Genomic DNA, 22,651 nt, shown 5'->3' on the forward strand with positions numbered 1-22,651 from the left:
GTAAGGCGTACTCGGAACTTGCACCCTATAGCTGTTACGACATGCCTGGCGCACATAAAAAGGGATACTATGTAAGCATCCCTTTTGTGATCCGGATTGGATTCGAACCAATGACCCTCAGCTTAGAAGGCTGATGCTCTATCCAACTGAGCTACCGGACCAATACTGTTTAATATATTCTTTGCCAATACCCAAAAGACGAATGCTACCGGACCTTTTTAGGTTGGCAAAGATAATTTTTTTTAGTTTGCACCCAAACTGTAATTCGCAGATCATGGATGTAAAAATAGAATTAAGCTGGAAAGCGGTATTAAAAGAAGAATTTGCCAAGCCTTATTTTGAACAGATTGTTCATTTTTTGAAGACTGAAAAAATGGCGGGCAAAACAATATACCCTCCCGGCCCGCATATTTTTAACGCGTTTGAACAAACGCCTTTTGCTAAAGTGAAAGTGGTTTTACTCGGGCAGGATCCTTATCACGGCGCCGGACAGGCGCATGGATTATGTTTTTCCGTTCAGGATGGCGTAACTCCTCCTCCTTCGCTTATTAATATTTTTAAAGAAATACAATCGGATATCGGGATAACAATGCCTCTTAAAAAAGGAAATCTTACCCACTGGGCGCAACAGGGTGTATTATTATTAAATGCAGCGCTTACGGTTAGAGCAAATGAACCGTTCAGCCATTCCAAAATAGGATGGGCTGTATTTACGGATGCCGTTATACAAAAAATATCGGAACTTAAAACAGGCATTGTTTTCTTATTATGGGGGAAGTTTGCCCAGGAAAAGCAGGCGCTGATTGATGAAACCAAACATTATGTATTAAAAGCGGCGCATCCTTCTCCTTTTTCGGCCGATAAAGGCTTTTTTAACTGTAAACACTTTTCACAAACAAACAACTTATTGCAACAGCAGGGGAAAGACCCGGTTGACTGGAAAACTGAAGGGATTTGAGATGATATATCAGGTTGTTAGTCAAACTGATACCTGAAACCCAAACGCAATCTCAAACCCGCCTGCCGGACGGGGAGGTTTTATATCTCAAATTTATAATCCCTTTATTTATCTTTAATCTTCATTGAAGTCATGAGCTTTTGTCCGCGCAGCAATATTTTAAGTCCTCTTCTCTTTAATGAAATATCGGGATGTTTTTTTACGTGTTCATCCATGTTTTTTTTATACGAAGCAATGATTTCCCGGTAAGACAGAATGCCGATAATACTATTATTGTTTTCTTTGGATACTACCGGCAATACATCTGTATTTTCTTTTGCCATGATTTCCACTGCCGTACGCAGACTGTTGCCTATGCCAACAGAAATATTTTTGCGTTTAATAAGCGCCCCCACCCTGCTGTCATCATTTTGAAGATTACTGAATATAGTAGAAGAGCTTAGTATCCCTTTATATTCCCCTTCATTACTGGAAATAATAAAATAGTTACTATTATAATCGGGTTCTTTACCGAGCCATTCCTTTACTTCTTTAACCGTATTATCCTCGCTCAGCACAATACCATTTTCTTTAATGACCTGCTCCACTGAAATCTTTTCCAGTATATCCGGCTCATACGAATCGGGTGTTTTAACGCCCCTGCGTGCAATTTTTTCCGTCATAATAGTATTTTCCATTATAAAGAAGGAAACAAAATAGGAAGCGGCGCAGGCAGCCAGCAAGGGCAATAGCGCATTAGATTGTGCCGTGGTTTCCAGCGCAAAAATAATGGAAGTGAGCAGGGCCCGTGATGCGCCGGCAAACATAGCCGACATACCCACCAGGGCGGCCAATGAAAGGGTAACGCCACTTTGCGGGAAAAAATAAATAATAACGCTTCCCAGTAAAACACCTGTTGCACCTCCTATAGTAAGCAACGGCGCCAATGTGCCGCCCGATGTGCCACTGCCCAGGGCAATTGCCCATGATAAAAATTTGAGGAGACATAACGACAATACAAATTGAACGGTAAGTTCCCCGGACAGGATATTCGTTATATTTTCATATCCTACACCCAGTGTTGCCGGAGAAAAATAACCAATAATGCCAACAGCCAGTCCGCCAATAGCGGGCCACCACATCCAGTGAACAGGTAATTTTTCAAATCCATCCTCTATATAATAAACGATCTTGGTAACCAAAACCGATAATACTCCAATAACAATACCCATCCCACTATATGCCGCCAGTGCCGTATTGGAAGACGTTGCTATAACATGCTTAATAGCAAATACCGGGTCAGACCCAAATAAAAGATGATGCCCCGCCGCACCGGTAATACATGCCAGCGCTACGGGAATGATAGAACGTGGTGAAAATTCAAACAACAAGAGCTCTACTGCCAGGAAAATAGCGGCAATAGGACTTCCAAAAATAGCCGACATACCTGCCGTGGCACCTGCCGCTAATAATATCTTTCTTTCGTTATGGGTGATCTTCATCAATTGCCCCAGTGTAGAACCTAATGCACCCCCGGTAGCTATAATGGGACCTTCCGCACCGAACGGACCGCCGGTACCTATAGATACCGCCGATGACAATGGCTTTAAGTAAGTAATGGTGGGTTTTATTTTACTTTGATTGGTTAGTATTTGCTCCATAGCTTCCGGAATACCGTGTCCTCTTATTGCTCTTGAACCATACAGGGCCATTAATCCAACAATTATTCCGCCTATTACCGGAATGGCAATTACAAATAGCCCCAGGGTATTATTAACAGGTGTGGAATGTGCCGTGGAAAAGCTTCCGTAAAAAGAGATGTTTGTAATGAAATCAATTAGATGGATCAGCAATTTGGCGATAAAGCTGATGCAAAGGGCAACCAAAACAGCCAGCGCCGAAATGGTTACTAACCTTTTTTTGTCCTGGGCTACCAGCGGCTGATCAATCTCTGCTTCTATGGCAGGGTTTAATGAAATGGAAACAGGAATGCCCTTGTTTAAAATTTTACTCTTGATCATTTACTATTTGTCTTTTACTGTCAGGCGAAGTCAGGGCGGGAAAGTCAGTATGATGGAGAGCAACATCTCATCCCGGCTTTGAAAGTGGCGAAGGTAAGTACTAATGTGCAAATTTTAATTGTGCAGCCTTCATACTGGTGTGCGGTAAATGGCAGCCGATGAAACAGCAAAACATACAGGCAGATGGATTTACCTGGCGCTTAGCGCTTCCTGATCTTCCAGGATAGCATTATTGATCTTCCTGTTTTCGAGCATTTTTATATAGCGGAGCGCGAGCTTATTATTATAATTCTCATAGGCTTTTTGTGCCCATTGTATGGCTCCGTTCAGGTTGCCGTTGATTTCATTAATAATAGCCATGTTATAGCAGGCCCTCCCGGCTACCTTGCTTTTATCGCTGGTGGTTTCCTTTTCCCATATCGCGGCAGCATCATCCCAGTTGCCAGTTTGGGCTTTACGCCGCGCTACTCTGAAATTATCGGTTCCTCTCACGTAATAATCTCTTGACACCCGCAACCAGTAAGGAATAATCCTGAACGCATAATCCTGTCCGGCTTTATTGCTCACCTGCTTCAGCGCTTCTTTACGGCCAATTAAGGTGCCTGCCGCCTTTACGGGGTTGATGCCTTTGCCTGAAAAGACCATTTTGCCCATTACCGGAAACTCATCCAATATATTTCTTTCAGCAGGATCATATATACGCCAACCTGCTTTTACCGTGGTAAGCATGGTAGCGCTATGTTCAACGCCGGGTACTTTGCCTAATGGCGTATTAATGGTAACCGGGTTAGCGGCATAAGTAATTTTTGAATCGGTATCGAACAATTCCAGCGCAAAAAGTGCGTCTGTATTATTTTTCCTGCATATTTTTTCTACAACATCCCAGGTAAGCGGCGCCGGAAAAATGCCGGGAACAGAACTTGTAATACCGGCATTATCAATTGTTTTAACCTCTGTAAACCTGTTATTTTTCAGCAGTTCATTTTCCAGCCCGGCAATACTCGCCTGCGCGCCTTCTTTATCCAGGTCCTTTCCTTCCAAGGAAAACACTTTATCCACTACATCTACCACTTTATTTTGCTGAGCTACTTCGCTCCTGTTCATTACGCCAACATTTTTAATATGGGCGGGAAGCGTTACCGGCGCCGGTTCCAATACGCTTAACCGTACCAGTTCTGTTGACGCACAGGAAGATAAACCAACTGAAATTAAAATATAGAAGACCTGATTTTTCATACTACTGAATTTAGGTATAACAGGCGTTATACCAGAGTAAAACGTGAGATCGTTCAATATAGTATGGATTTCAAAACCTATAACACGAAACAATACGCTTACCTGCTGTCCGGGAAGCCTCCACAATTATTAAAGTAAAAAACACCAGAAGAGGAAATGATTTCCAGGGGTTAGGGATGAGGGATCATTTACTCAAGGGCAAAATCTCCATCTTCTGGTGAGGGTTCAGGGTTGTTTCTCAGGTTGTGGTTTCAGGTTTAATGCCTTTTTTCCGGGTTGCAACAGTTTCATACTTTATCAGGAAAAGGGAAATGAGGGGGCCTATGGGATCAGGTTCTTATTGATCAATGCTGGCACAAAGAAAATCTATAGTGGGGCGATAAAAAATAGTACATTATATGTTTGTTATGTACTATTTATATTAAAAGACCTGTAGGTCTTGTACTACAAATTATATTGCGATTAATGTTGGTGTGGCGGTATGGCTACCGTATTTCTTATTATAATCATTATCAAAAATGAAAATATTTTACTTGCATTTACACCAGTATATGCGTATATTAAAGCTTCATTTGCTAACACCAATTATTTATTACCTAATAGCTTTTACCTTTGGAGAACATGACGTCTTTTGATACCTCCAATATACATTTTCAACGTGCGCTCCAGTTTGTCAATCAAACCAGCAAGCATATTTTTTTAACCGGCAAGGCAGGCACCGGCAAAACCACTTTCCTGCGTTATATACGGGAAAACTGTTTTAAGAAAATGGCCGTAGTGGCCCCAACAGGCGTTGCAGCCATAAATGCGGGTGGCACTACCCTGCATTCGTTTTTTCAACTGCCCTTTGGACCCTACCTCCCTACGCATCATGCGGTTGCGGGCGAAACACAGGTTACCAATGAACACACCCTGTTCAGAAATTTAAAGCTCAGCAGCACCAAGCGGGAACTGTTGCAGGAACTGGAGTTGCTGGTGATAGATGAAGTGAGCATGATGCGCGCCGATACCTTAGATGCCATAGATGCTATTTTACGGCATATTCGCCGGCAGTTACTCACGCCTTTTGGCGGGGTGCAGGTATTGTATATCGGCGACCTGTTTCAGTTACCGCCGGTAATTAATAATACGGAGTGGGAAATATTGCAATCTACCTATAAAAGTCCTTTCTTTTTTGACGCGCTGGCTTTACAGCAAAGTCCGCCCATTTACCTGGAACTGAAAAAAATATACCGGCAAAATGAAGCGGATTTTATACAGATACTGAATAATGTCCGGAATAATAATACCACCGCTGCCGACCTTGAACGGTTGCACCAGTATTATAAGCCGGGCTTTGAACCGCCTAAGGAGGAAAATTTTATTGTGCTTACCACGCACAATGCACGAGCCGACCAGATCAACAGGCAGGAGCTGGAAAAACTTCCCGGCAAATCATCCGCTTTTACAGGGAAGCTAACGGGCGACTTTAATGAGCGGGCACTTCCTGCCGAAAAAATATTAAAGTTAAAACCCGGCGCTCAAATTATGTTTACCAAAAACGATAAAGGTGAGGTCAGGAGGTATTACAATGGAAAGATTGGTATGATAAGCCGTATTGGCAACGACAAGATTTATGTGAAGTTTCCCGGTGATGATAGCGAACTGCTGCTTGAAAAAGAAACCTGGAAAAACATCCGCTATAACTATAACAAGGAAAAAGACAATATTGAGGAAGAAGAACTTGGCGCTTTTACGCAATACCCGCTCCGTTTGGCCTGGGCTATTACCATTCACAAAAGCCAGGGACTCACTTTTACGAAAGCTATTATTGATGCAGGCGCCTCTTTTGCACCGGGGCAGGTATATGTGGCGCTGAGCCGGCTTACTTCTCTCAACGGGCTGGTACTCTATTCAAGAATACATCCGCAAAGCATTAATACCGATCCGCGGGTATTAACCTTTGCCCAAAGTGAAATGAACGATGCGGAAATACAGGAACAGTTGCAGCAGGAACAAAAACACTTCGTTACCCTTTCATTAACCCATGCCTTTCATTTTATTAAGCTCACCCAAAACATTAATATACATTACGAAGCATACGCGCATCGCCAGGTACCCGATAAAAACAGCGCCATTCAATGGGCGCAAAATTTATTAACACTGGCACAATCGCAGTTGGAAGTAAGCAACAAATTCAATAAACAATTAACCGTATTGATTACCGAAGCTGAAGCCAATGGATTTACCAAACTGCATGAACGCATTACCGCCGCCTCTGCCTACTTTTTCGAATCATTAGAAAAAATGCTGGCTTCCTTAAAACAGCATGTCAACGAAGTGAAGGTAAAAAAGAAAGTAAAAAAATACCTGAAGGAATTGCGCAACATAGAACTGGATATTACCAGGAAAAAACAACAGATCGCACAAGCTGTTCAATTGTCTGAAGGCTTAATGAAAGGAACGCAACTAGCTGATTTGCTGCAATTAGCGGAAATGCAAAAAAGCCCGTCCACTGTGGAAGAAACAATAGCTGAAGCGGAAACCATTATTACGGCAAAGCCTAAAAAGGGCGATACCCAGCGCATGAGCCTTGAATTGTTCAGGGAAGGAAAACCCATAGCTGAAATTGCCAAACTCCGGGAATTAACTACAGGCACAATTGAAGGGCACCTGGCGTATTTTATTCCTACGGGTGAAATTAAAATAACGGATATTCTTCCTGAAGAAAAAATAGAAACCATTCGCAAGGCCATTGAAGAAACGGGATCGGGTTTTGCTACCTCACCGGTTAAGGAAAAACTGGGAGACGCTTTTTCGCATGGTGAGATCAGGGCAGTTATTGCGCATTTAAATGCAGGGGAGGCTGTTAAAGATAGTGCTGTGCCGAAGTGAGGGGTAGTGAATAGTGAACTGTGAATAGGGAATGATGGATTCACCATTGCCTATTCACTTACTTTCACCGCGTTATTTACTGCCGGCCTGGTTCTTTACATCCATTTTCCAGTTATTATCAAAAAAGCCTGCCAGTTCAATAGCCTTACTGCCATCGCGCAGCATATCTAAGCGAAAGATCATGTAATCTGGAAAACCGCTGCCACCGGCAAAATACTGGTTGGCATTGGCAGCATTCATGCCTTTTATGCCGGTACCTGCTACAACCCCAACCGAGTTTAACACTGAGTTTTTAATAGGCCAGGTAAAATATACAGCCAGGTCATCGCCGCTCCATGCATTGGCGCCTGCGCTTACATGGTTACGGCTCACCTGCACGGGCGAATCGTTCAGTAATATTTGCCATACAGCATTAGTGCTGGCATTGCCATATAAGATCACGTTTCTTCCTGCATACTGATCTGTATGATATGCTTTGTCTGCTATAATATCCACAGCCCCGTTGCCTCTGTAATACCAGGTTTCCGCATCATAACGGGCTTTGTTAAATGCCCATTCATTTTCGGTTTTATTACCCTTTGTACCATATACAAAAACCATGTTATGACTAAAAGCTTCTTTGAATGTGCCGTAGCGCTGCGGCCCTTTTTGTTCAGCACCGGTTGCTGCCACAATTTGCCATTGATCGTTTTGCTTTTGTAGCCAGATACTATCTTTAGCATCGTTAGTGGAATAGCGCAGCGGTGCCAAACTATCCAATGTTATGGTTATGGATGCTCCTTTTCCAAATTGCCCAACCGCCAGTTTCAGGGTCTGCACATTTTGGGTTGAGCCGGTTATGGTTTTGGCAGCCAGGTTTCTGTTCAATTGAATACGGCTGAACTGCAAGGGAAGTATTTGTTGTTGAATAGCAGCCCAGCGATAAGAAGAAGATATACCGGGACTTGAGGTTTTGAAGTCAATTGTATTTACGGCACTGTCGGGCAATATGGTATGCGATGTAAAGAAGTTGAACAACGGCGGCCAATCCACGCTCTCGTTGCTGAACCAATGGCTCCCCCCGGGATATTCTTTATAAGCAAAATCCGGGTGAAAACCGGCTAACACTTTTTTCATTTGCCGTGCATAGTTTACCGAAACTACCCGGTCGGAGTCGCCATGAAAAATATAAACCCCCAATGGCCTGTAATTTTCGGCCAGCTTTATCACATCGCTTTGGTTACCGGCCTGCAATAATATTTTTTCTGTAAGCGAGTTGGTGCTATCTGGGATCTTGCCATCATGTGAACCATACGCTTTAAGGGTTGGATATCCTGCACAAGGTGCTATAGCCGCCCACAGCTCGGGGTACGTAGCGCCTAAAAACCAGGTACCATGTCCGCCCATCGAATGTCCGGTAAGGTATATGCGCCGGGGATCGGGATTAAATTTTTTCTTAGCAATATTCAATACTTCCATCGCATCTAACCTCCCCCAGTCTTCCCAGTTAAATCCGCGCGGCCTGCGGTTGGTGGCCGCTACCAGTGTGCCCCAGTCTTTAGGCTTATAGGCCCTCGCCTGGCCAATGGCCTCCACTCCGGCGCCATGAACAGAAAGGAACAATGCAGCGTTTGCCGTACCGGAACCCGATTGCGGGGTTAGCGCGTAATACTGGAGACTCCCGTCAATAGCGCTAACAAAAGTATTGCTGTACGATTCGCCCTGTTCCACCGCTTCAATGGATATATGCTGTTCATCCAGCGTTTTATTACCGTCTGTGAGCAACAGCTTCATTTCGTGCATGCCTTTTTGTGCAATACTGCCCGCATTAAATGAAAAGGGAACTTTTCGGGTACTCATTGCCGGTATAAGAGGCAAATCGGAGACCATTTCATTGCCCGCTACATTACTTGTGATCTTTACATGCTGAAGCGGCTTCGATGATGTATTGATTACAACTACGGCACCCTGCAATGAGGCGTTATTATTTTGTAAAGCAATAACCGGCAAAGTAGGGTCCTCTGTATTTAAACTTACGGGCTTTACCGGAAAGATGAGGCTGGCCGTTGTGCGAAAGCCGGAGCGTATATAAAATTCATTCAATCCCTTTTTTAATTTTACTGGAATATACAACCAGCCTGAAGCGTATGGATCGCCGGTATGCGGTTCTCTGTTTACATACACGCTGCTGCCACCCTTCGTATTGAGCAGCGCCGTTCTTTCCTTATCTGCGGTATAGGTTACATACAGGTAGCCACTGTTAAAAAAGCCCTGTCTTCTCACATCATTTTGCCTGGGCATTCTGAAACTGTTCAGGCTGTCTGCATTAACGGCTACCCATTTAATTTCCTGTTGCTCATCGTTAACACCTGCTATACTGTTTTCCCGTGGTTGCTGCAATGTATTATTATATAGCTGATAAGCCAGCAGATCGGTATACAAAGCCTCACGACCATAACGGTGCAATCCGTTAGCCATTAAGCCATTTTTAAAATAAACCGTATCCTGTGCAGTAACGAACAATATGGGGGCCGTAAGAAACAGTACCAGAAAAATATGCAGCTTCTTCATACTTAAAAATTTAGGGGGAAGAATCAAAGTTAGCTGAATGTGCTTTGTATACAAAGTATAAACATAAAAAAAGCCCTGTAACCAGGGCCTTAATAATGTGGTTGTACACATGAATGGATTTTAGCAAAAGCTATTCACTATTTATTGCAAAGCAGCCAGGGCTTTTTTAATGCGTTCCACCGCTTTTTCAATATTGGTCATGCTGTTGGCAAAAGAAATACGGATACAGGTAGGCTCGCCAAATGCGGTTCCGGTTACCGTAGATACATGCGCCGTATTCAATAAATACATGCACAGGTCATCGGCATTGGCAATAACAGCATCTCCGTGTTTTTTTCCAAAATAAGCATCTATTTTAGGAAAAACATAAAAAGCGCCATCGGGCTCAGCACATGCTACGCCTGGAATTGCAGAAAGTAATTCAAGTATACGCTTACGGCGATCCGTAAACGCTTTCAGCATATCGTGAGATGCGGTAAGGTCGCCGGTAAGCGCCTCAATAGCCGCCCGCTGCGTAATGGAACAGGTAGCGCTTGTAATTTGTCCCTGTAATTTTTCGCAGCCTTTTACAATAGCAGGGTCGGCAGCTATATAACCAAGCCGCCAGCCGGTCATGGCAAATCCTTTACTTAAACCGTTTACAATAATTACGCGGTCTTTAATATCGCTGAATTGCGCAATACTTTCATGCTTGCCTTTATAGTTGATGTATTCATATATTTCATCGGAAATAATAAGTACATCCGGATATTTACTGAATACCTCAGCCAGCCCTTTTAATTCTTCCCTGCTATATACAGAGCCGGAAGGATTACAGGGAGAAGAAAACATGAACAGCTTTGTTTTGGGCGTAATTGCCGCTTCCAACTGCTCAGGCGTAATTTTGTAATTACTTTCTATAGACGACTGAACGAATACCGGTTTCCCGTCTGCCAGGCGTACCAGTTCCGAATAGGTAACCCAATAGGGTGTGGGAATGATTACTTCATCTCCAATATCTACAACAGCCAGTATAACATTTGCCAGGCTTTGCTTGGCGCCGGTTGATGTCAGCACATTTTCCGGCTTGTAGTCTAAATTATTATCGCGTTTTAATTTGGTGCAAACGGCTTCGCGCAAATCGGCATAACCTGCAACCGGCGTATAATGACTATAATTATCATCAATCGCTTTTTTAGCAAATTGTTTAACATGGTCGGGCGTATCAAAATCGGGTTCGCCGAGGCTAAGGTCAATTACGTCTACACCTTTAGCTCTTAATTCACGGCCCAGTTTGGCCATCTTTAAAGTTTCCGGCTCATTAAATTTTTGTAATCTGGAAGAAAGTTTCATCCGTATATTTTTTATTTTATTTTGATCACTGGTTTTTAAAAAAGCCAGCAAACCTACGGCAAAATGATGATTTTAAGCACAGTTATTTCAGATATACTGGTTGATGATATTTTCGAGCCATTCCTGTTTACCGCTTAACTGCGCAGGTTCGCCGTTTTGCGCTGCAAAATTCCTCAGGTCTTCTAATTGTAGCTTGCCATCCTCAAATTGCTTACCGGCGCCACTGTCAAAAGAAGCATAGCGTTCTTTGCGGAATTTCAGGTAAGGCGATTTTTGCAATATATTATCCGCGATAACCAACGCCCTGGCAAATGCGTCCATACCACCAATATGCGCGTGAAAAATATCTTCCGGGTCGGTAGAGTTCCGGCGTGTTTTAGCATCGAAATTGACACCGCCCCCGGCAAAACCGCCTGCTTCAAGAATAATAAGTAAAGACTCCGTTAATTCATTGAGATTAGTAGGGAACTGGTCGGTATCCCATCCGTTCTGGTAATCGCCCCGGTTAGCATCCATACTGCCCAGCATACCATTATCGGCCGCCACCTGCAGCTCATGCTGAAAAGTATGCCCGGCTAAAGTAGCATGGTTAACTTCTATGTTCAGCTTAAAATCTTTATCTAAACCATAATGGCGTAAAAAACCGATCACTGTTGCACTGTCATAATCATACTGATGCTTGGTAGGCTCGCAGGGCTTGGGTTCAATGAAAAAAGTACCTTTAAAACCATTGCGATGGGCATAATCGCGTGCTATCGTTAAAAAATTAGCCAGGTGATCCAGTTCCCGTTTCATGTTCGTATTCAGCAAGGTCATATAACCTTCTCTCCCACCCCAAAATACATAGTTCTCTCCATTTAAAGCAATAGTAGCATCCAATGCATTCTTAACCTGCGCGCCGGCACAGGCTACCGCATTAAAATCGGGATTAGTGGAAGCGCCGTTCATATAGCGCGGATTGGAAAACACATTGGCTGTGCCCCACAAAAGCTTTACGCCGCTGGCTTGTTGCTTGGCTTTTGCATAATCCACCATTGCCTGCAGGCGGCTTTCATATTCGGAAAGAGAATTTCCTTCATCTACCAGGTCTATATCGTGAAAACAATAATAAGGAACGCCTAATTTGGTAATGAACTCAAAAGCGGCATCCATTTTATCTTTTGCACGTTGCACCGCATCCTGGTTAGCGTCCCAGGGAAACTGTTTGGTACCGGGGCCGAAAGGATCGCCGCCGGTTCCGCAGAAGGTATGCCAGTAAGCCACGGCAAAACGAAATTGTTCCTTCATGGTTTTTCCTGCCACTACCCTGTTTTCATCATACCATTTATAAGCAAGGGGGTTATCTGACTGAGCACCTTCAAATTTGATTTTACTGATACCGGGAAAATATTCGCGGCTGCCTAAAGTTACACTCATGACTTTTTTATTATTCGATTATACAAAAAATTAAGGGGGCTAAAGATAAGGCAAAAGATAATGTGGAAATGTGGGAATGTGAGAAATGTGAAAAATGTGAAAATGTGAAAACCTGCCAGCCGGTAGGCTGGTTTGAAAATGAAGCGGTCGGTACGCAACGAGAGAAGCGTTAGGCCTGCTGGAGCAAAAGCTAAAACAAAGAACTCTTTGTCTTTATCAGTAGCATCAGGCCTTTGTGTTATTGCTGCTAACTGTAAACTTACCAACTTCAATTCTCCTACTCTTCTTTTTTTACCAGCACTACCCTGCCCCTGTCGGCCTTATACAGTTGATCATAAAACCTCACCAGTTCATTATAATCAGAAGGAGGGAATTGACCGCTGAACTTTTCAATACGCCGGTAATAGATGATCTTATCGGCTTTAACATCCACGGAAGCGCTGTACCTTCCAAATTTACTTTCTATTTTTACAGGGGCAGGCATGTTTTCAACTTTATAGCCAGCCGGAATTTCGATAACAGCAGTGTCAATATCCCGGTATTCAAAATTCAGCGAAACCGGGTATTTCCTTTTATCATCAGGCTTGAGCTTCACCGATGAGCGGGTTATGATATTAGGCGTGATGAATAACCGCTTTCCCGTAGCAGAAGCATAGTTTAAAGCGTTTAATTCGAGATACTCATCTATTGCCGGGATCGTTGTTTCACTTTCTTTGTATTCAAATTTTTCAACATCATAATGCGGCAGGTCTATATTTTTTTTCAGGTATTCCAATTGCTTATCTTTCGAGAGCTGGTGGATCATCCCATGCAGATAATCCTGCTGTACTGCAGTATAATGTGTATTGATCTTTACGTTCAATTCACCATTTTCAGAAAGTTTGCCCAGCGCTTTTCTGATCTGAAGATTTTGCTCTATCCCATACCTGGGGGTTTTTACCAGTTTGCCCCCATTTTCATCTATCAGCAGCACCGGCCGGTTGGCATTGCTTCCGCCCAGATAGCCGGCAGCTACTGTTTGACTCGTGCATTCCAGCCATATGGTATCCGCTTGTAGAGGTACACATAAAATAATATGATTGAACTGGCTGCTCGGAAAATCTTCCAGGAAATGTGGTTGTCCGCTACCATTTTTAATAAGCGTGTAATGCGATTTTATACCCGCTTCTTTAAGCAATGAAAACATGTAGTTGGATAATGCCTTGCAGTCGCCGTATTTTCTTTGCGCAACATAAGCCGCATCGAATGTTTGCCAGCCTCCAATGCCCAGTTGCACACTGATATAACGGGTGTTTTGTTGCAGGTAATCGTACAGCTTCAATACCTTTTCTTTATCATTGGTAATAGCATCGGTAAGCTGGTGAACGGTTTGTTTAATATTGTCGGGAAGCTTATCACGGCCCTGGTTTAAAGTATAAATAAATTTTCCGAGGCCCTCCCAGGACGACATATCTCCTGTGTATTTTTCGAACTCAAATTGAACAGGACCTAAATACACTACAGGCATGATATCGCTCCAGTTGGGCGAAGCGTACTCTAACTGGATAGCTTCCAGGTTGTTCAATTGCCAGCGGTAGATATCCCTTCCTTTTTCCATTTTCTTATCAGGTGCAGCGTTGTAATTAAAGGCTTTGTAGCGGATAGCAAAATCTGCCGGAACAACCAGGGTCATAGTGCTTTGCATTACCGACATATTTTCGCCGCCCAAAGGAGACCACGCAGGAAAAAACATATTATAATTATACTGTACTACGGTTTCATATTCGATGGTATAGGGATAAACCCGGTGAAAAAAGCCATGTACTTTAATCCGGTTATCATCCATAAGGCTAATATCATCCATAGCGCTTAAATCCTTGATCTCACTTTTTTTAAGACTCTTGATTTTTTTTCCGTTGGCGTCATACAAATTACCTTCCATGGTTTTAAACTCCCGCAGTTTATCATACCCCACAACTTCCACAGCATATTTATCGCCGTTTTCATTAAGAACGGTTAACGCATATTTATGATATAAGCGTGATTTTCCAAGGTCCAGCACCTCAAACCGGATATCTTCCATCCGTTTTACCACATGTGCGTTTTTCAACAATGCTTCGGGTATTTTATCCACTGCATAATCGCCTTCGGCGGCAAAGGCATAGCATACAGTTAATAAAATGGTGATAGTTACAAATATGTTGCGGGTCATAGCTTAGTTTTTCTTTTTCAATACAATAGGTTCAGCGTGCTTTTTCACCACATAGCTGAAAAATTCCCTCAGGTCATTATACTCTTCGGGTGCATAAGTGGCCCGGTTGATCTTAAGCCGCGAGCGGAGCCTGATGGTTTCGCCCGATTTATCAATCAGGTATTCAAAAAAACCATCGGCCTCGCCAAATTGCACTTTTGCCGATCTGGGAATTTCTTCCACGGTATAACCGGCCGGTATGTCCATGTTCAGGATATAGGTTTCATCAAATAAATAAGGCATTTCTACCGGATATGATCTTTCAGCGGCCTTAAAATAATTGTCTTTATACCCTTCCCACATCATAGGATTAAAATAAATCATATCGTCTTCCTGGTTCATCACAAAATCATACGCTACTTTAACCGGTACATCTAAGTCTTTCAACTGTTCTATTTTTTCTCCGCTTAATGTCATATCGCCCGTATAAGCAGTTTGTATACTTTTAAAAAAGGGTTCTTCACCTTTCTCCTTTATCCTTTCCCGTACACTTATGGATTCGTAATAACCTGCATTGGTGCTGCTATGGCCCGTCCATTCACCCGGCTTTTCACTGTGAATAAAAACTGAAGTAAGTTTTTTCTCTACTACAGAATCCGCACTCAGGTATACTGCTTTTGCCAAATCCGGCATGATCAGCCTTGCATGCCCGTTATAACACTCACCGGGCAAATGATTGAAGCCCAATGCAGGGGAAGTGCCATCGAGATAATACAGTTTATCATCAATATTTACCGCGCAAATCACATAATTAAACCTGTCTATCAGCGGGTAAAACTCATGGGTATATCCATGATCGCGGGTGCTTAATATAACAGGATAGGCTTCAATATCCTGTTGCTTCATCATAGCCGTAAGCAGCAAATTGATATCGGCAACATAGCCGTTTTTATTTTTATTGATGGTTTTTAGCGGTGCGGAAAGTCCAATGCCCCTTTTACCTGTACTGGTAAACCTGTCGCGTACATACGCATATATCTTCTTTGCCTTTTCTAATTTACCGGCTACACCCTGTGTTACCGGTTTCAGTTCATCCTCTAACCAGTTGTTGTTCTTTAAAAGTCCGGCGCCAAAATCCTCATCTTTCATTAGCTCGGTGGCAAGGCTCGGCCAGTTACCCATGATATCTTTTACCGGTGAATTGGGAAACCGGTATTGAGATAATTGAAATTCTATTTTTGCTATATGATTGCGGATCGTTGAAGTGAAGCTTTCCGTTTTAAGCGCAGGTACGTTCCTGGCAATCCACTTATGCTGTGCGGCGTTGGAGGTAAAGCTATAATAAGAAGAGCTGGAAGCTCCGCCGGGCTCTACCATGCTAAAATTATCGCGGGTTGTTTCCGAGCTATGCTCCAGCGGAAAGCTGCCCTGTGATAAAAAGACATAATTAAAGAAGTCCGGAATTTTTACTTCGTACTGGCTCCATAAAACAGGATAATCGCCCTGGAACACCCAGGGCTGAAGATTTCTCAGGAAGTCTGAAGTAACCGTATACATATATTCAATAACCGACCCCTCCTTTACGGCCGGCAGGGTGAACTTAACCGTTATATGGTTCTTATCATATTTATCTTTAAATATGGATTTCTTATCCAGCTCTGTTTCTATCACCTTCCCGTTTTCCAGGTTGTAGGTAGATGCCTTGAGGTTAACTACTTTTTCTTCCGCGCTGCCGCTTATATACAGTGGTATTTCCACATTAGCGGCATCCATGCCGTTTTTGTTCAGGATTTTAATCCGGGTATGTTTTTTAAACGATAATGAAAACCAGCCTTTATTATTACCTTCAAAGTCAGATTTACCCATATCAGCAATAACAACCGCGCTAACGCTGGTATCGAATGTACTTTTAGAAAGATCAAAATCGGCAGCGGCTATCTTTCCGAATTTAATATTGAGTTTATCCTGTGCAAAGAGATAATTTTGCGAAAGGCCGAACACGGCTACCGCGAGGAGAAGGGTTTTGTTTTTCATGATTTATTAACCGGTTTAGGAGGGTTGTACTACGAATGTAAGTTTTTTCTATATTAAAAACACCATCAGTATCTTTCTAATTTTTGAACTTGAATACGAACAACTATACCACCACTGTTAAAGATATAGCAACGCAATGCGGATTTGATTATTGTGGAATTGCGAAAGCCGTACCGCTCGATGATGATGCCCGCAGGCTGGAAACCTGGCTTAACCAGGGCATGAATGGCACCATGCAGTATATGGAAAATTATTTTGAGCTGAGGGTGAACCCGCTTAAATTAGTGCCGGGCGCCCAATCGGTTATTACCCTTTTATTAAATTACTTTCCTTCGGCATCACCCCATCCGGGTGCACCAAAGATATCCCGTTACGCATGGGGAAATGATTATCATGAAGTGATCAGGGCTAAATTAAGATACTTCCTGCAGGAAATGAAAGCTAAGATCGGTGAAGTAAACGGAAGGGGCTTCGTGGATTCGGCGCCGGTGCTGGAACGTACGTGGGCGCAGCGCAGCGGGCTGGGATGGGTAGGGAAAAACGGGAATCTTATCAATAAAAAATCAGGGTCTTTCTTTTTTATCGCTACACTTATTGTTGATCTTAAATTAGACTATGACGATCCTGTTGCTAAAGATTATTGCGGCACCTGCAGGAAATGCATTGACGCCTGCCCCACGGATGCGATACAGGAAAATCGTGTAGTGAATGGCAGCAAATGTATTTCGTACTTCACTATTGAGCTGAAAGATATGCTGATACCCGGTGAAATGAAGGGCAAATTCAATAACTGGATGTTTGGCTGCGACATATGCCAGGAAGTATGCCCCTGGAACCGCTTCAGCACCGCTACGCACGAAACAGCTTTTGAACCCATTCCGGAAATACTCAATTTTGATACGCAGGACTGGGAAACCTTAACGGAAGAAAGCTTTAAAAAAATATTCAGGCACTCTCCATTGAAAAGAGCCAAATTTAATGGCATTAAAAGAAACCTGAAATTCATTGGAAAGATTAGTTAAAAATTAAAAACCGGGTATAATAAAAAAGGAGCAACGCAAGATGCATTACCCCTAACCGTCCCGGAAATTTGATATTTAAGATGGTATCCGTTCCAAATTTGAGTTTGTTGTTAAATTTAGAATTTGTGGCAATCAGCAATGAGCCGCCAGCAACCAGGTGCGTAACTACTAACGATAGGATAAATCGCTTCTTTCTCCCCTCTCTTTTCACCTGCAATTTCGGTCTAAAACTGCCAGCCCAGCTTAATCATTAACCGGTTCATGCTGTAGGTGAATTTTTGTATATCTACCGTTTCCATATTTTCTGCTGTAACAGTAGTAGTGGTTTTTTGCTCACTAAAATATTTATGCGAATAACCTGTACTCAGCAAAAAAGCATTACCTCCTTTTACATGAACAGCGTATCCAAAACCGGCATCCATATAAGCGCCTCCTTTATATGTATAGTTTGTTTTGCTTGGCCAACCCCAGATGGAAAACACCGGATCTTTACTTTTAGTCCAGGGAAGGTTGTACCCGCCATCGGCGTATACAAAAAGTTTATTCCCTTTTTTTACATCGAAATATCTTCTCAGGTCAAGGAACAGGGGAACAGAACGGTAGCGGTAAAAATCAATTCCTGCTCCTATACCGGCAAACCAGTTGCCATAGGCCAGTCCGTTAACCGTTTGCAGCGCGCCCGATACGGCATTGTTACCGTTAACCAGCGCTATTTGTTCAAGAGAATGAAAAACAGGTTTGGGTAATACTTTTTGCTGTGCCTGCAAATGCGAGCCCAAAACGAAAAAGCTTATACCTATGAAAACGATCTGCTTCCTCATTATTGCTTCACTTTAATTTTACTGAGTAATTGTATATTGTTAGGATCAGCGTACAGGTACTGGTATAAACCATCGCTGGTTACCACCAGTGCAATGTTGTTCATGGCAATCACATCATAGGTTTCAATGCCTTCAATGGTTGTTACCAGTTTGAGGTTATTTATATCCGCGGCGTTATATACTTTTAATCCGTTGGCTCCATCGCAGATAAACAGCAGATCTCCGTCTTTAGACAGTCCGTGTGGATTAGTCATTTCATAGGTTTTAACCAAAGAAGGGCTATTGATATTGGTAATATCCAGTATTTCCAGGCGATTACTGGTACCATTGCATGTAGTGCCGGTACGCAGGGTTACGTATGCGTACTTTTCATCGGCAATTACAGGATCGCAACTTTGCACATGTAAAAACTGGCTCTCTTTTACAGGGTTATTGCCATTTGAAATACTATAGATATACATGCCTGTAGTGGAACCTATGAACAGCTTTTGCTGAAAAGGAAAAATGGTTTCAATATTCCAGCCAATATTTACTTTATTGGTAAATGAAGGCTGCTGAGGCGCACTGATCTCAAAAACATTCAGATCGTTTAACGTAACGCTATATAAGTTGTTACCGGCAATTGCAAATCGTGCCATAGAACCACCAGCGCCAAAAGGCGATACACTTTTAGACGAAGAAGATGAACCGGCATTATTTGAATAGTTGGGAAGGCTAAGCATATCATTATACATCAATACTTCGTTTTTATTAAAATCAATACCGAAAAAGCCGCCGTTGTCACAATCTCTATTTACCGTTGTGTCTCTTTTCAGCCAGTCTACAATTACTTTACTGTTATCGGCGTAAAACGTACCGTAATATTGCCGGAACGGAAAAGCGTTTTCTACAATTTTGGTGGTTTTGGCATTAAGCGGGTCTGTAATATCCAGGGTAATCAAATCAGTATACGCATCGGCATACAAAGTATTTCCTTTCACCGCCATATCCATATTACCGGGAATATCAATAAAAGCTACATTTTTAGGTGAGGTGGGGATAGCATTATCAATAATATGAATGCCTTTGTCTATTTCATTTAAAAAAATATAGTTGCCGCGAATATATAATTTACCTGTTAGTTCCATTTCCCGGGGGGCATTACTCTTAATATTTGCCCTTACTTCTTCAGTAGTTTTGTATACCGGTACGAAGTAGCTGTAGGTTTGTGTACAATGGTCTTTAATGCATCCCTGCATTAATAATCCTGCGGCTATAAAAACAAGAACGGGGTTGAATATTTTTTTCAGCATAGCAATGGTTTAATGGACTGACAAACGGTTAAGCATAAGCGTTGCATCAATGAAACTATTTTATCCGTGCTGCCATGATGTGCTTACAGGAAAAATGAAAACCAGTTTTATTATTTTTTGCCCAATACCCATTCCGCTTTTAACCCGGCGTATATAAAATGCTGGTTCAGGTTTACAGAAGATTTAAGTAAGTTCGTAATATTATACTGAACAACAGGCCCTGCATAAAGCGGTCTTTTGCTATTGGCAAAAAATTTAACGGAAGCCCCTGCATATACCCCTGCCTGTATTTTATTAAATAAAGTCTTGTCCTCATAATACGATCCCGTTTGCGCATGATAATGTACCGCAGTTGTATTTGCCAGATAAGAAAGGGACAATCCTCCGTTGAGCAGCAAAGGGAATTTGGCGGCTTTATTGAATTGCCACTGCATTCCTACCGGTATTTCAATAAAATGATAGCGGTTGGTATAATTTATGTTTTGTCCTCCAATATAATATCCTGCATAGCTGGCATTCGCATCATTTTGGGTATTGCCCAGGGCAAGCCTGTAGTTATTGATATCATTCCCTACGGCCCTGTTGGTTGAATAATAACTATACTGTAATCCGCCTGTAATTGCCAGCCGCGAGGTCATCTTCCATTTTACAAACCCGCCTGCCTGCCAGGCCAACCCTTTTTTTACAGTAGAGGCAGGAGGTGGCATTGCAGCAACCAAACTATTTTGCCCGGTAAGAAAATTAATATTATTTGACATATTGGGGGTACTCGGCATAGCATTGAGGAGCGATTTCTCCGTGCTGCTATTACCAAAAAGCTCAGATAAACCATCGCTTACTGACGATACCCCGGCTCCGCCTGAAATACCCCATTCCCAAACCTTCTTTTTTGTTAACTTAACCGGTGTATTCGTATTTCCGGCAATATTTTCTTTAGGAATGCCATACAGTATCTTCGCTGTTTCAATGCCCGGAAGGTGCAAAACTTTTGCATGAACAAATTGCTGTACTGCTAAAAGCGGTATTGCTATAGCATTTTTGTTGGTGGAATTTAACACTTCTTTACTACCGGCAGAAGCCATTCCCTTTTTATTGTTTCCAGATGCCTGAGCAATCGGTTTACTTTTTTCATCTGCAACCGCAGTAAGTTTACCGGCATGATCAGGCACCGGTAAGTGAACAGCAGGCGGGGCCTGTTGCTTTGTATTACCTAATGCCTGAATGTTTACCGGTGGCTTCACGGAATGTTGTGGCCCGTTTGAAGCATGAGAATCAGAACCTGAACCGTGTGTATTTGAGCCTGCATTGGACATTGTGCTGCCGGCAGCAGGCGATGCTGTTATAGCTGTATTTTGTTTGCTGTTTTCCGAAGCAGCAGTTGATTTTGTAAGACTGTCCGGCGCAGGATAGCTGCCGTTATTTTGCAACAGCCAGTAACCGCCTGTGCCTAACAGCAGCAGCGCTAAAGGAATCCAGATAAATATTCTTTTACGGCTCTTTTCTTTTCGTATCCTGCCGCTCACTTTGGGCCACACTTCTGCAGATGGTTTTAGCTGCAGCTCATCAAAAAGCCGCTGCACCTGCTTTTCAAAATCATTTTCCGGCATATTGTCCCAGTTTAGATTCAATAGAATGTTTTTCTATCCAATTGATCAGTAAATTTCTCGCTCTCATATACTGAGAACGGGAAGTACCTTCATTGATACCCAGTATCTCTCCTATTTCCACATGTGTATATCCTTCAACTGCATGCATATTAAATACCGTTTGGTATCCGGTAGGCAGTTGCCTTACTAAATTGGCCAGCTCTTTTGCCTGCATGTATACCTGCGGGTTATCTTCCGAAACCGGGTGCAGTGTAATATCTGTAAATGAAAGGTCGTACTGGTATTTACTGTTTTGTTTTAGATAGTTGATAGCTGTGTTCACCATAATGCGTCTTATCCATGCGCCTAATTCTCCATCGGAGCGGTACTGGTGCAGGTATTTAAAAACTTTCACAAAGCCTTCCTGTAGTACATCTTCCGCGTCTGCAAGGGATTTGGTATACCGGTAGCATATGCCAAGCATTTGCTCAGCATACAAATCATAGAGTTGTTGCTGGGCGGAGGCCTTCTCTTTCAGGCAATCTTTTATTAAATGTTGATAGTCAATCATCCGTTCGAACATTATAGCTGACAATGCTACTATATAAATCGTTGCACCGCACCATATTTTATTTGAACGGAAAGTAATTACCCGTCCCGCCGCCATTTAGTCATCCGTCCTTTCTGCATATCTTCGCGGGAATGGCTTTATTCGCATTACAGCAGGAGCTTATTTTCCCCCCGGTTCACCTGGCCGAACCCGATGGTTTATTGGCTATGGGAGGAGATTTATCAACGGAAAGACTGCTTTTAGCCTATAGAAACGGCATTTTCCCCTGGTATGAGGGAAATGTTCCTTTATGGTGGTGCCCCGATCCGCGCTTTGTGCTTTTCCCCGGAAATTTGAAGATCAGTAAAAGCATGCAGCAACTGATTAAAAAAGAGACATTTCGCGTTAGCATTAATACCAGTTTCAAATCAGTGATCCGGGCGTGTAAAACCAGCCCGCGAAAACAGCAGCAGGGTACCTGGATAACGGATGAAGTGGAGGAAGCCTATTGCCTGCTGCATGAAAAAGGATATGCGCACAGCGCTGAAGCATGGATGGGTGATGAACTGGCCGGAGGGCTGTATGGCATACGGATGGGCAAAGTATTTTTCGGAGAAAGCATGTTCAGTCGTGAAAGTAATGCCAGTAAATTTGCCTTCACCATGTACGTGCAACTATTGCAGCAGGAAGGAATTGAGCTAATAGACTGCCAGATATACACCGCGCATTTAGAAAGCCTGGGAGCGCAAATGATACCGAGGGAAATTTTTATGAAGAAGCTGAACCTGCTATTGAAATGAAGGTAGCGGA

General features: G+C 42.8%; 15 protein-coding genes and 1 tRNA gene. 4 read left to right on the forward strand and 12 right to left on the reverse strand.

Going from position 1 to position 22,651, the window contains the following annotated elements:
* Positions 1 to 87 precede the first annotated feature (87 nt).
* Positions 88 to 161 (reverse strand) — tRNA-Arg (locus tag VL121_RS21350).
* Between the two features lie 113 nt (positions 162 to 274).
* On the opposite strand from VL121_RS21350, the gene ung reads away from it, so the two are divergent.
* A complete protein-coding gene (gene ung, locus VL121_RS21355) occupies positions 275 to 958 on the forward strand; it encodes a uracil-DNA glycosylase (RefSeq protein ID WP_325408646.1) in 684 nt (227 codons plus the stop codon).
* A 104-nt stretch (positions 959 to 1,062) separates the two neighbouring features.
* Here the strand turns inward: ung and VL121_RS21360 are convergent, their stop codons facing one another.
* Both VL121_RS21360 and VL121_RS21365 read right to left on the reverse strand, forming a co-directional pair.
* Positions 1,063 to 2,958, reverse strand: coding sequence for a chloride channel protein (locus tag VL121_RS21360; protein WP_325408647.1), 1,896 nt, complete (start codon positions 2,956 to 2,958; stop codon positions 1,063 to 1,065).
* A gap of 189 nt (positions 2,959 to 3,147) precedes the next feature.
* On the reverse strand, positions 3,148 to 4,194 hold the full coding sequence (locus tag VL121_RS21365; RefSeq protein ID WP_325408648.1) for a DUF6340 family protein: 1,047 nt from the start codon (positions 4,192 to 4,194) through the stop codon (positions 3,148 to 3,150).
* A gap of 621 nt (positions 4,195 to 4,815) precedes the next feature.
* On the opposite strand from VL121_RS21365, the gene VL121_RS21370 reads away from it, so the two are divergent.
* Positions 4,816 to 7,068, forward strand: a complete 2,253-nt coding sequence (locus VL121_RS21370) for a helix-turn-helix domain-containing protein (protein ID WP_325408649.1) — start codon at positions 4,816 to 4,818, stop codon at positions 7,066 to 7,068.
* A 72-nt stretch (positions 7,069 to 7,140) separates the two neighbouring features.
* Here VL121_RS21370 and VL121_RS21375 read toward each other — a convergent pair whose 3' ends face one another.
* The 5 genes from VL121_RS21375 to VL121_RS21395 form a co-directional block, all read right to left on the reverse strand.
* Entirely contained in the window at positions 7,141 to 9,618 is a 2,478-nt protein-coding gene (locus tag VL121_RS21375) for a carboxylesterase family protein (protein ID WP_325408650.1), read from the reverse strand.
* Between the two features lie 141 nt (positions 9,619 to 9,759).
* A complete protein-coding gene (locus VL121_RS21380) occupies positions 9,760 to 10,950 on the reverse strand; it encodes a pyridoxal phosphate-dependent aminotransferase (protein ID WP_325408651.1) in 1,191 nt (396 codons plus the stop codon).
* A gap of 87 nt (positions 10,951 to 11,037) precedes the next feature.
* Entirely contained in the window at positions 11,038 to 12,366 is a 1,329-nt protein-coding gene (gene xylA, locus VL121_RS21385) for a xylose isomerase (protein ID WP_325408652.1), read from the reverse strand.
* 277 nt (positions 12,367 to 12,643) lie between these two features.
* A complete protein-coding gene (locus VL121_RS21390; protein WP_325408653.1) occupies positions 12,644 to 14,557 on the reverse strand; it encodes a DUF3857 domain-containing transglutaminase family protein in 1,914 nt (637 codons plus the stop codon).
* A gap of 3 nt (positions 14,558 to 14,560) precedes the next feature.
* Positions 14,561 to 16,570 carry a DUF3857 domain-containing protein gene (locus VL121_RS21395; protein ID WP_325408654.1) on the reverse strand — a complete coding sequence of 670 codons (2,010 nt, stop codon included), beginning with the start codon at positions 16,568 to 16,570 and terminating at the stop codon, positions 14,561 to 14,563.
* 89 nt (positions 16,571 to 16,659) lie between these two features.
* Here VL121_RS21395 and queG point away from each other — a divergent pair, with 89 nt between their 5' ends.
* Positions 16,660 to 17,592: a tRNA epoxyqueuosine(34) reductase QueG gene (gene queG, locus VL121_RS21400; RefSeq protein WP_325408655.1), complete on the forward strand. Its 933-nt coding sequence runs from the start codon at positions 16,660 to 16,662 to the stop codon at positions 17,590 to 17,592.
* Positions 17,593 to 17,816: 224 nt separating this feature from the next.
* Here the strand turns inward: queG and VL121_RS21405 are convergent, their stop codons facing one another.
* The 4 genes from VL121_RS21405 to VL121_RS21420 form a co-directional block, all read right to left on the reverse strand.
* Positions 17,817 to 18,413, reverse strand: a complete 597-nt coding sequence (locus tag VL121_RS21405) for a hypothetical protein (RefSeq protein WP_325408656.1) — start codon at positions 18,411 to 18,413, stop codon at positions 17,817 to 17,819.
* The gene (locus VL121_RS21410; protein WP_325408657.1) at positions 18,413 to 19,705 is read right to left on the reverse strand and encodes an LVIVD repeat-containing protein; all 1,293 of its coding nucleotides are present in this window, start codon (positions 19,703 to 19,705) and stop codon (positions 18,413 to 18,415) included. The genes VL121_RS21405 and VL121_RS21410 overlap by 1 nt, the downstream gene beginning before the upstream one ends.
* 110 nt (positions 19,706 to 19,815) lie before the next feature.
* The gene (locus VL121_RS21415) at positions 19,816 to 21,312 is read right to left on the reverse strand and encodes an outer membrane beta-barrel protein (RefSeq protein ID WP_325408658.1); all 1,497 of its coding nucleotides are present in this window, start codon (positions 21,310 to 21,312) and stop codon (positions 19,816 to 19,818) included.
* Positions 21,299 to 21,862 carry an RNA polymerase sigma factor gene (locus VL121_RS21420; protein WP_325408659.1) on the reverse strand — a complete coding sequence of 188 codons (564 nt, stop codon included), beginning with the start codon at positions 21,860 to 21,862 and terminating at the stop codon, positions 21,299 to 21,301. Before VL121_RS21420 ends, VL121_RS21415 begins: the two co-directional genes overlap by 14 nt.
* A 131-nt stretch (positions 21,863 to 21,993) precedes the next feature.
* Between VL121_RS21420 and aat the strand changes: the two genes are divergently transcribed.
* Positions 21,994 to 22,641, forward strand: coding sequence for a leucyl/phenylalanyl-tRNA--protein transferase (gene aat, locus VL121_RS21425; protein ID WP_325408660.1), 648 nt, complete (start codon positions 21,994 to 21,996; stop codon positions 22,639 to 22,641).
* Positions 22,642 to 22,651: the final 10 nt, after the last annotated feature.

The organism is Agriterribacter sp., assembly GCF_035497235.1.
In the GTDB taxonomy this organism is placed as follows: Bacteria; Bacteroidota; Bacteroidia; order Chitinophagales; family Chitinophagaceae; genus Agriterribacter.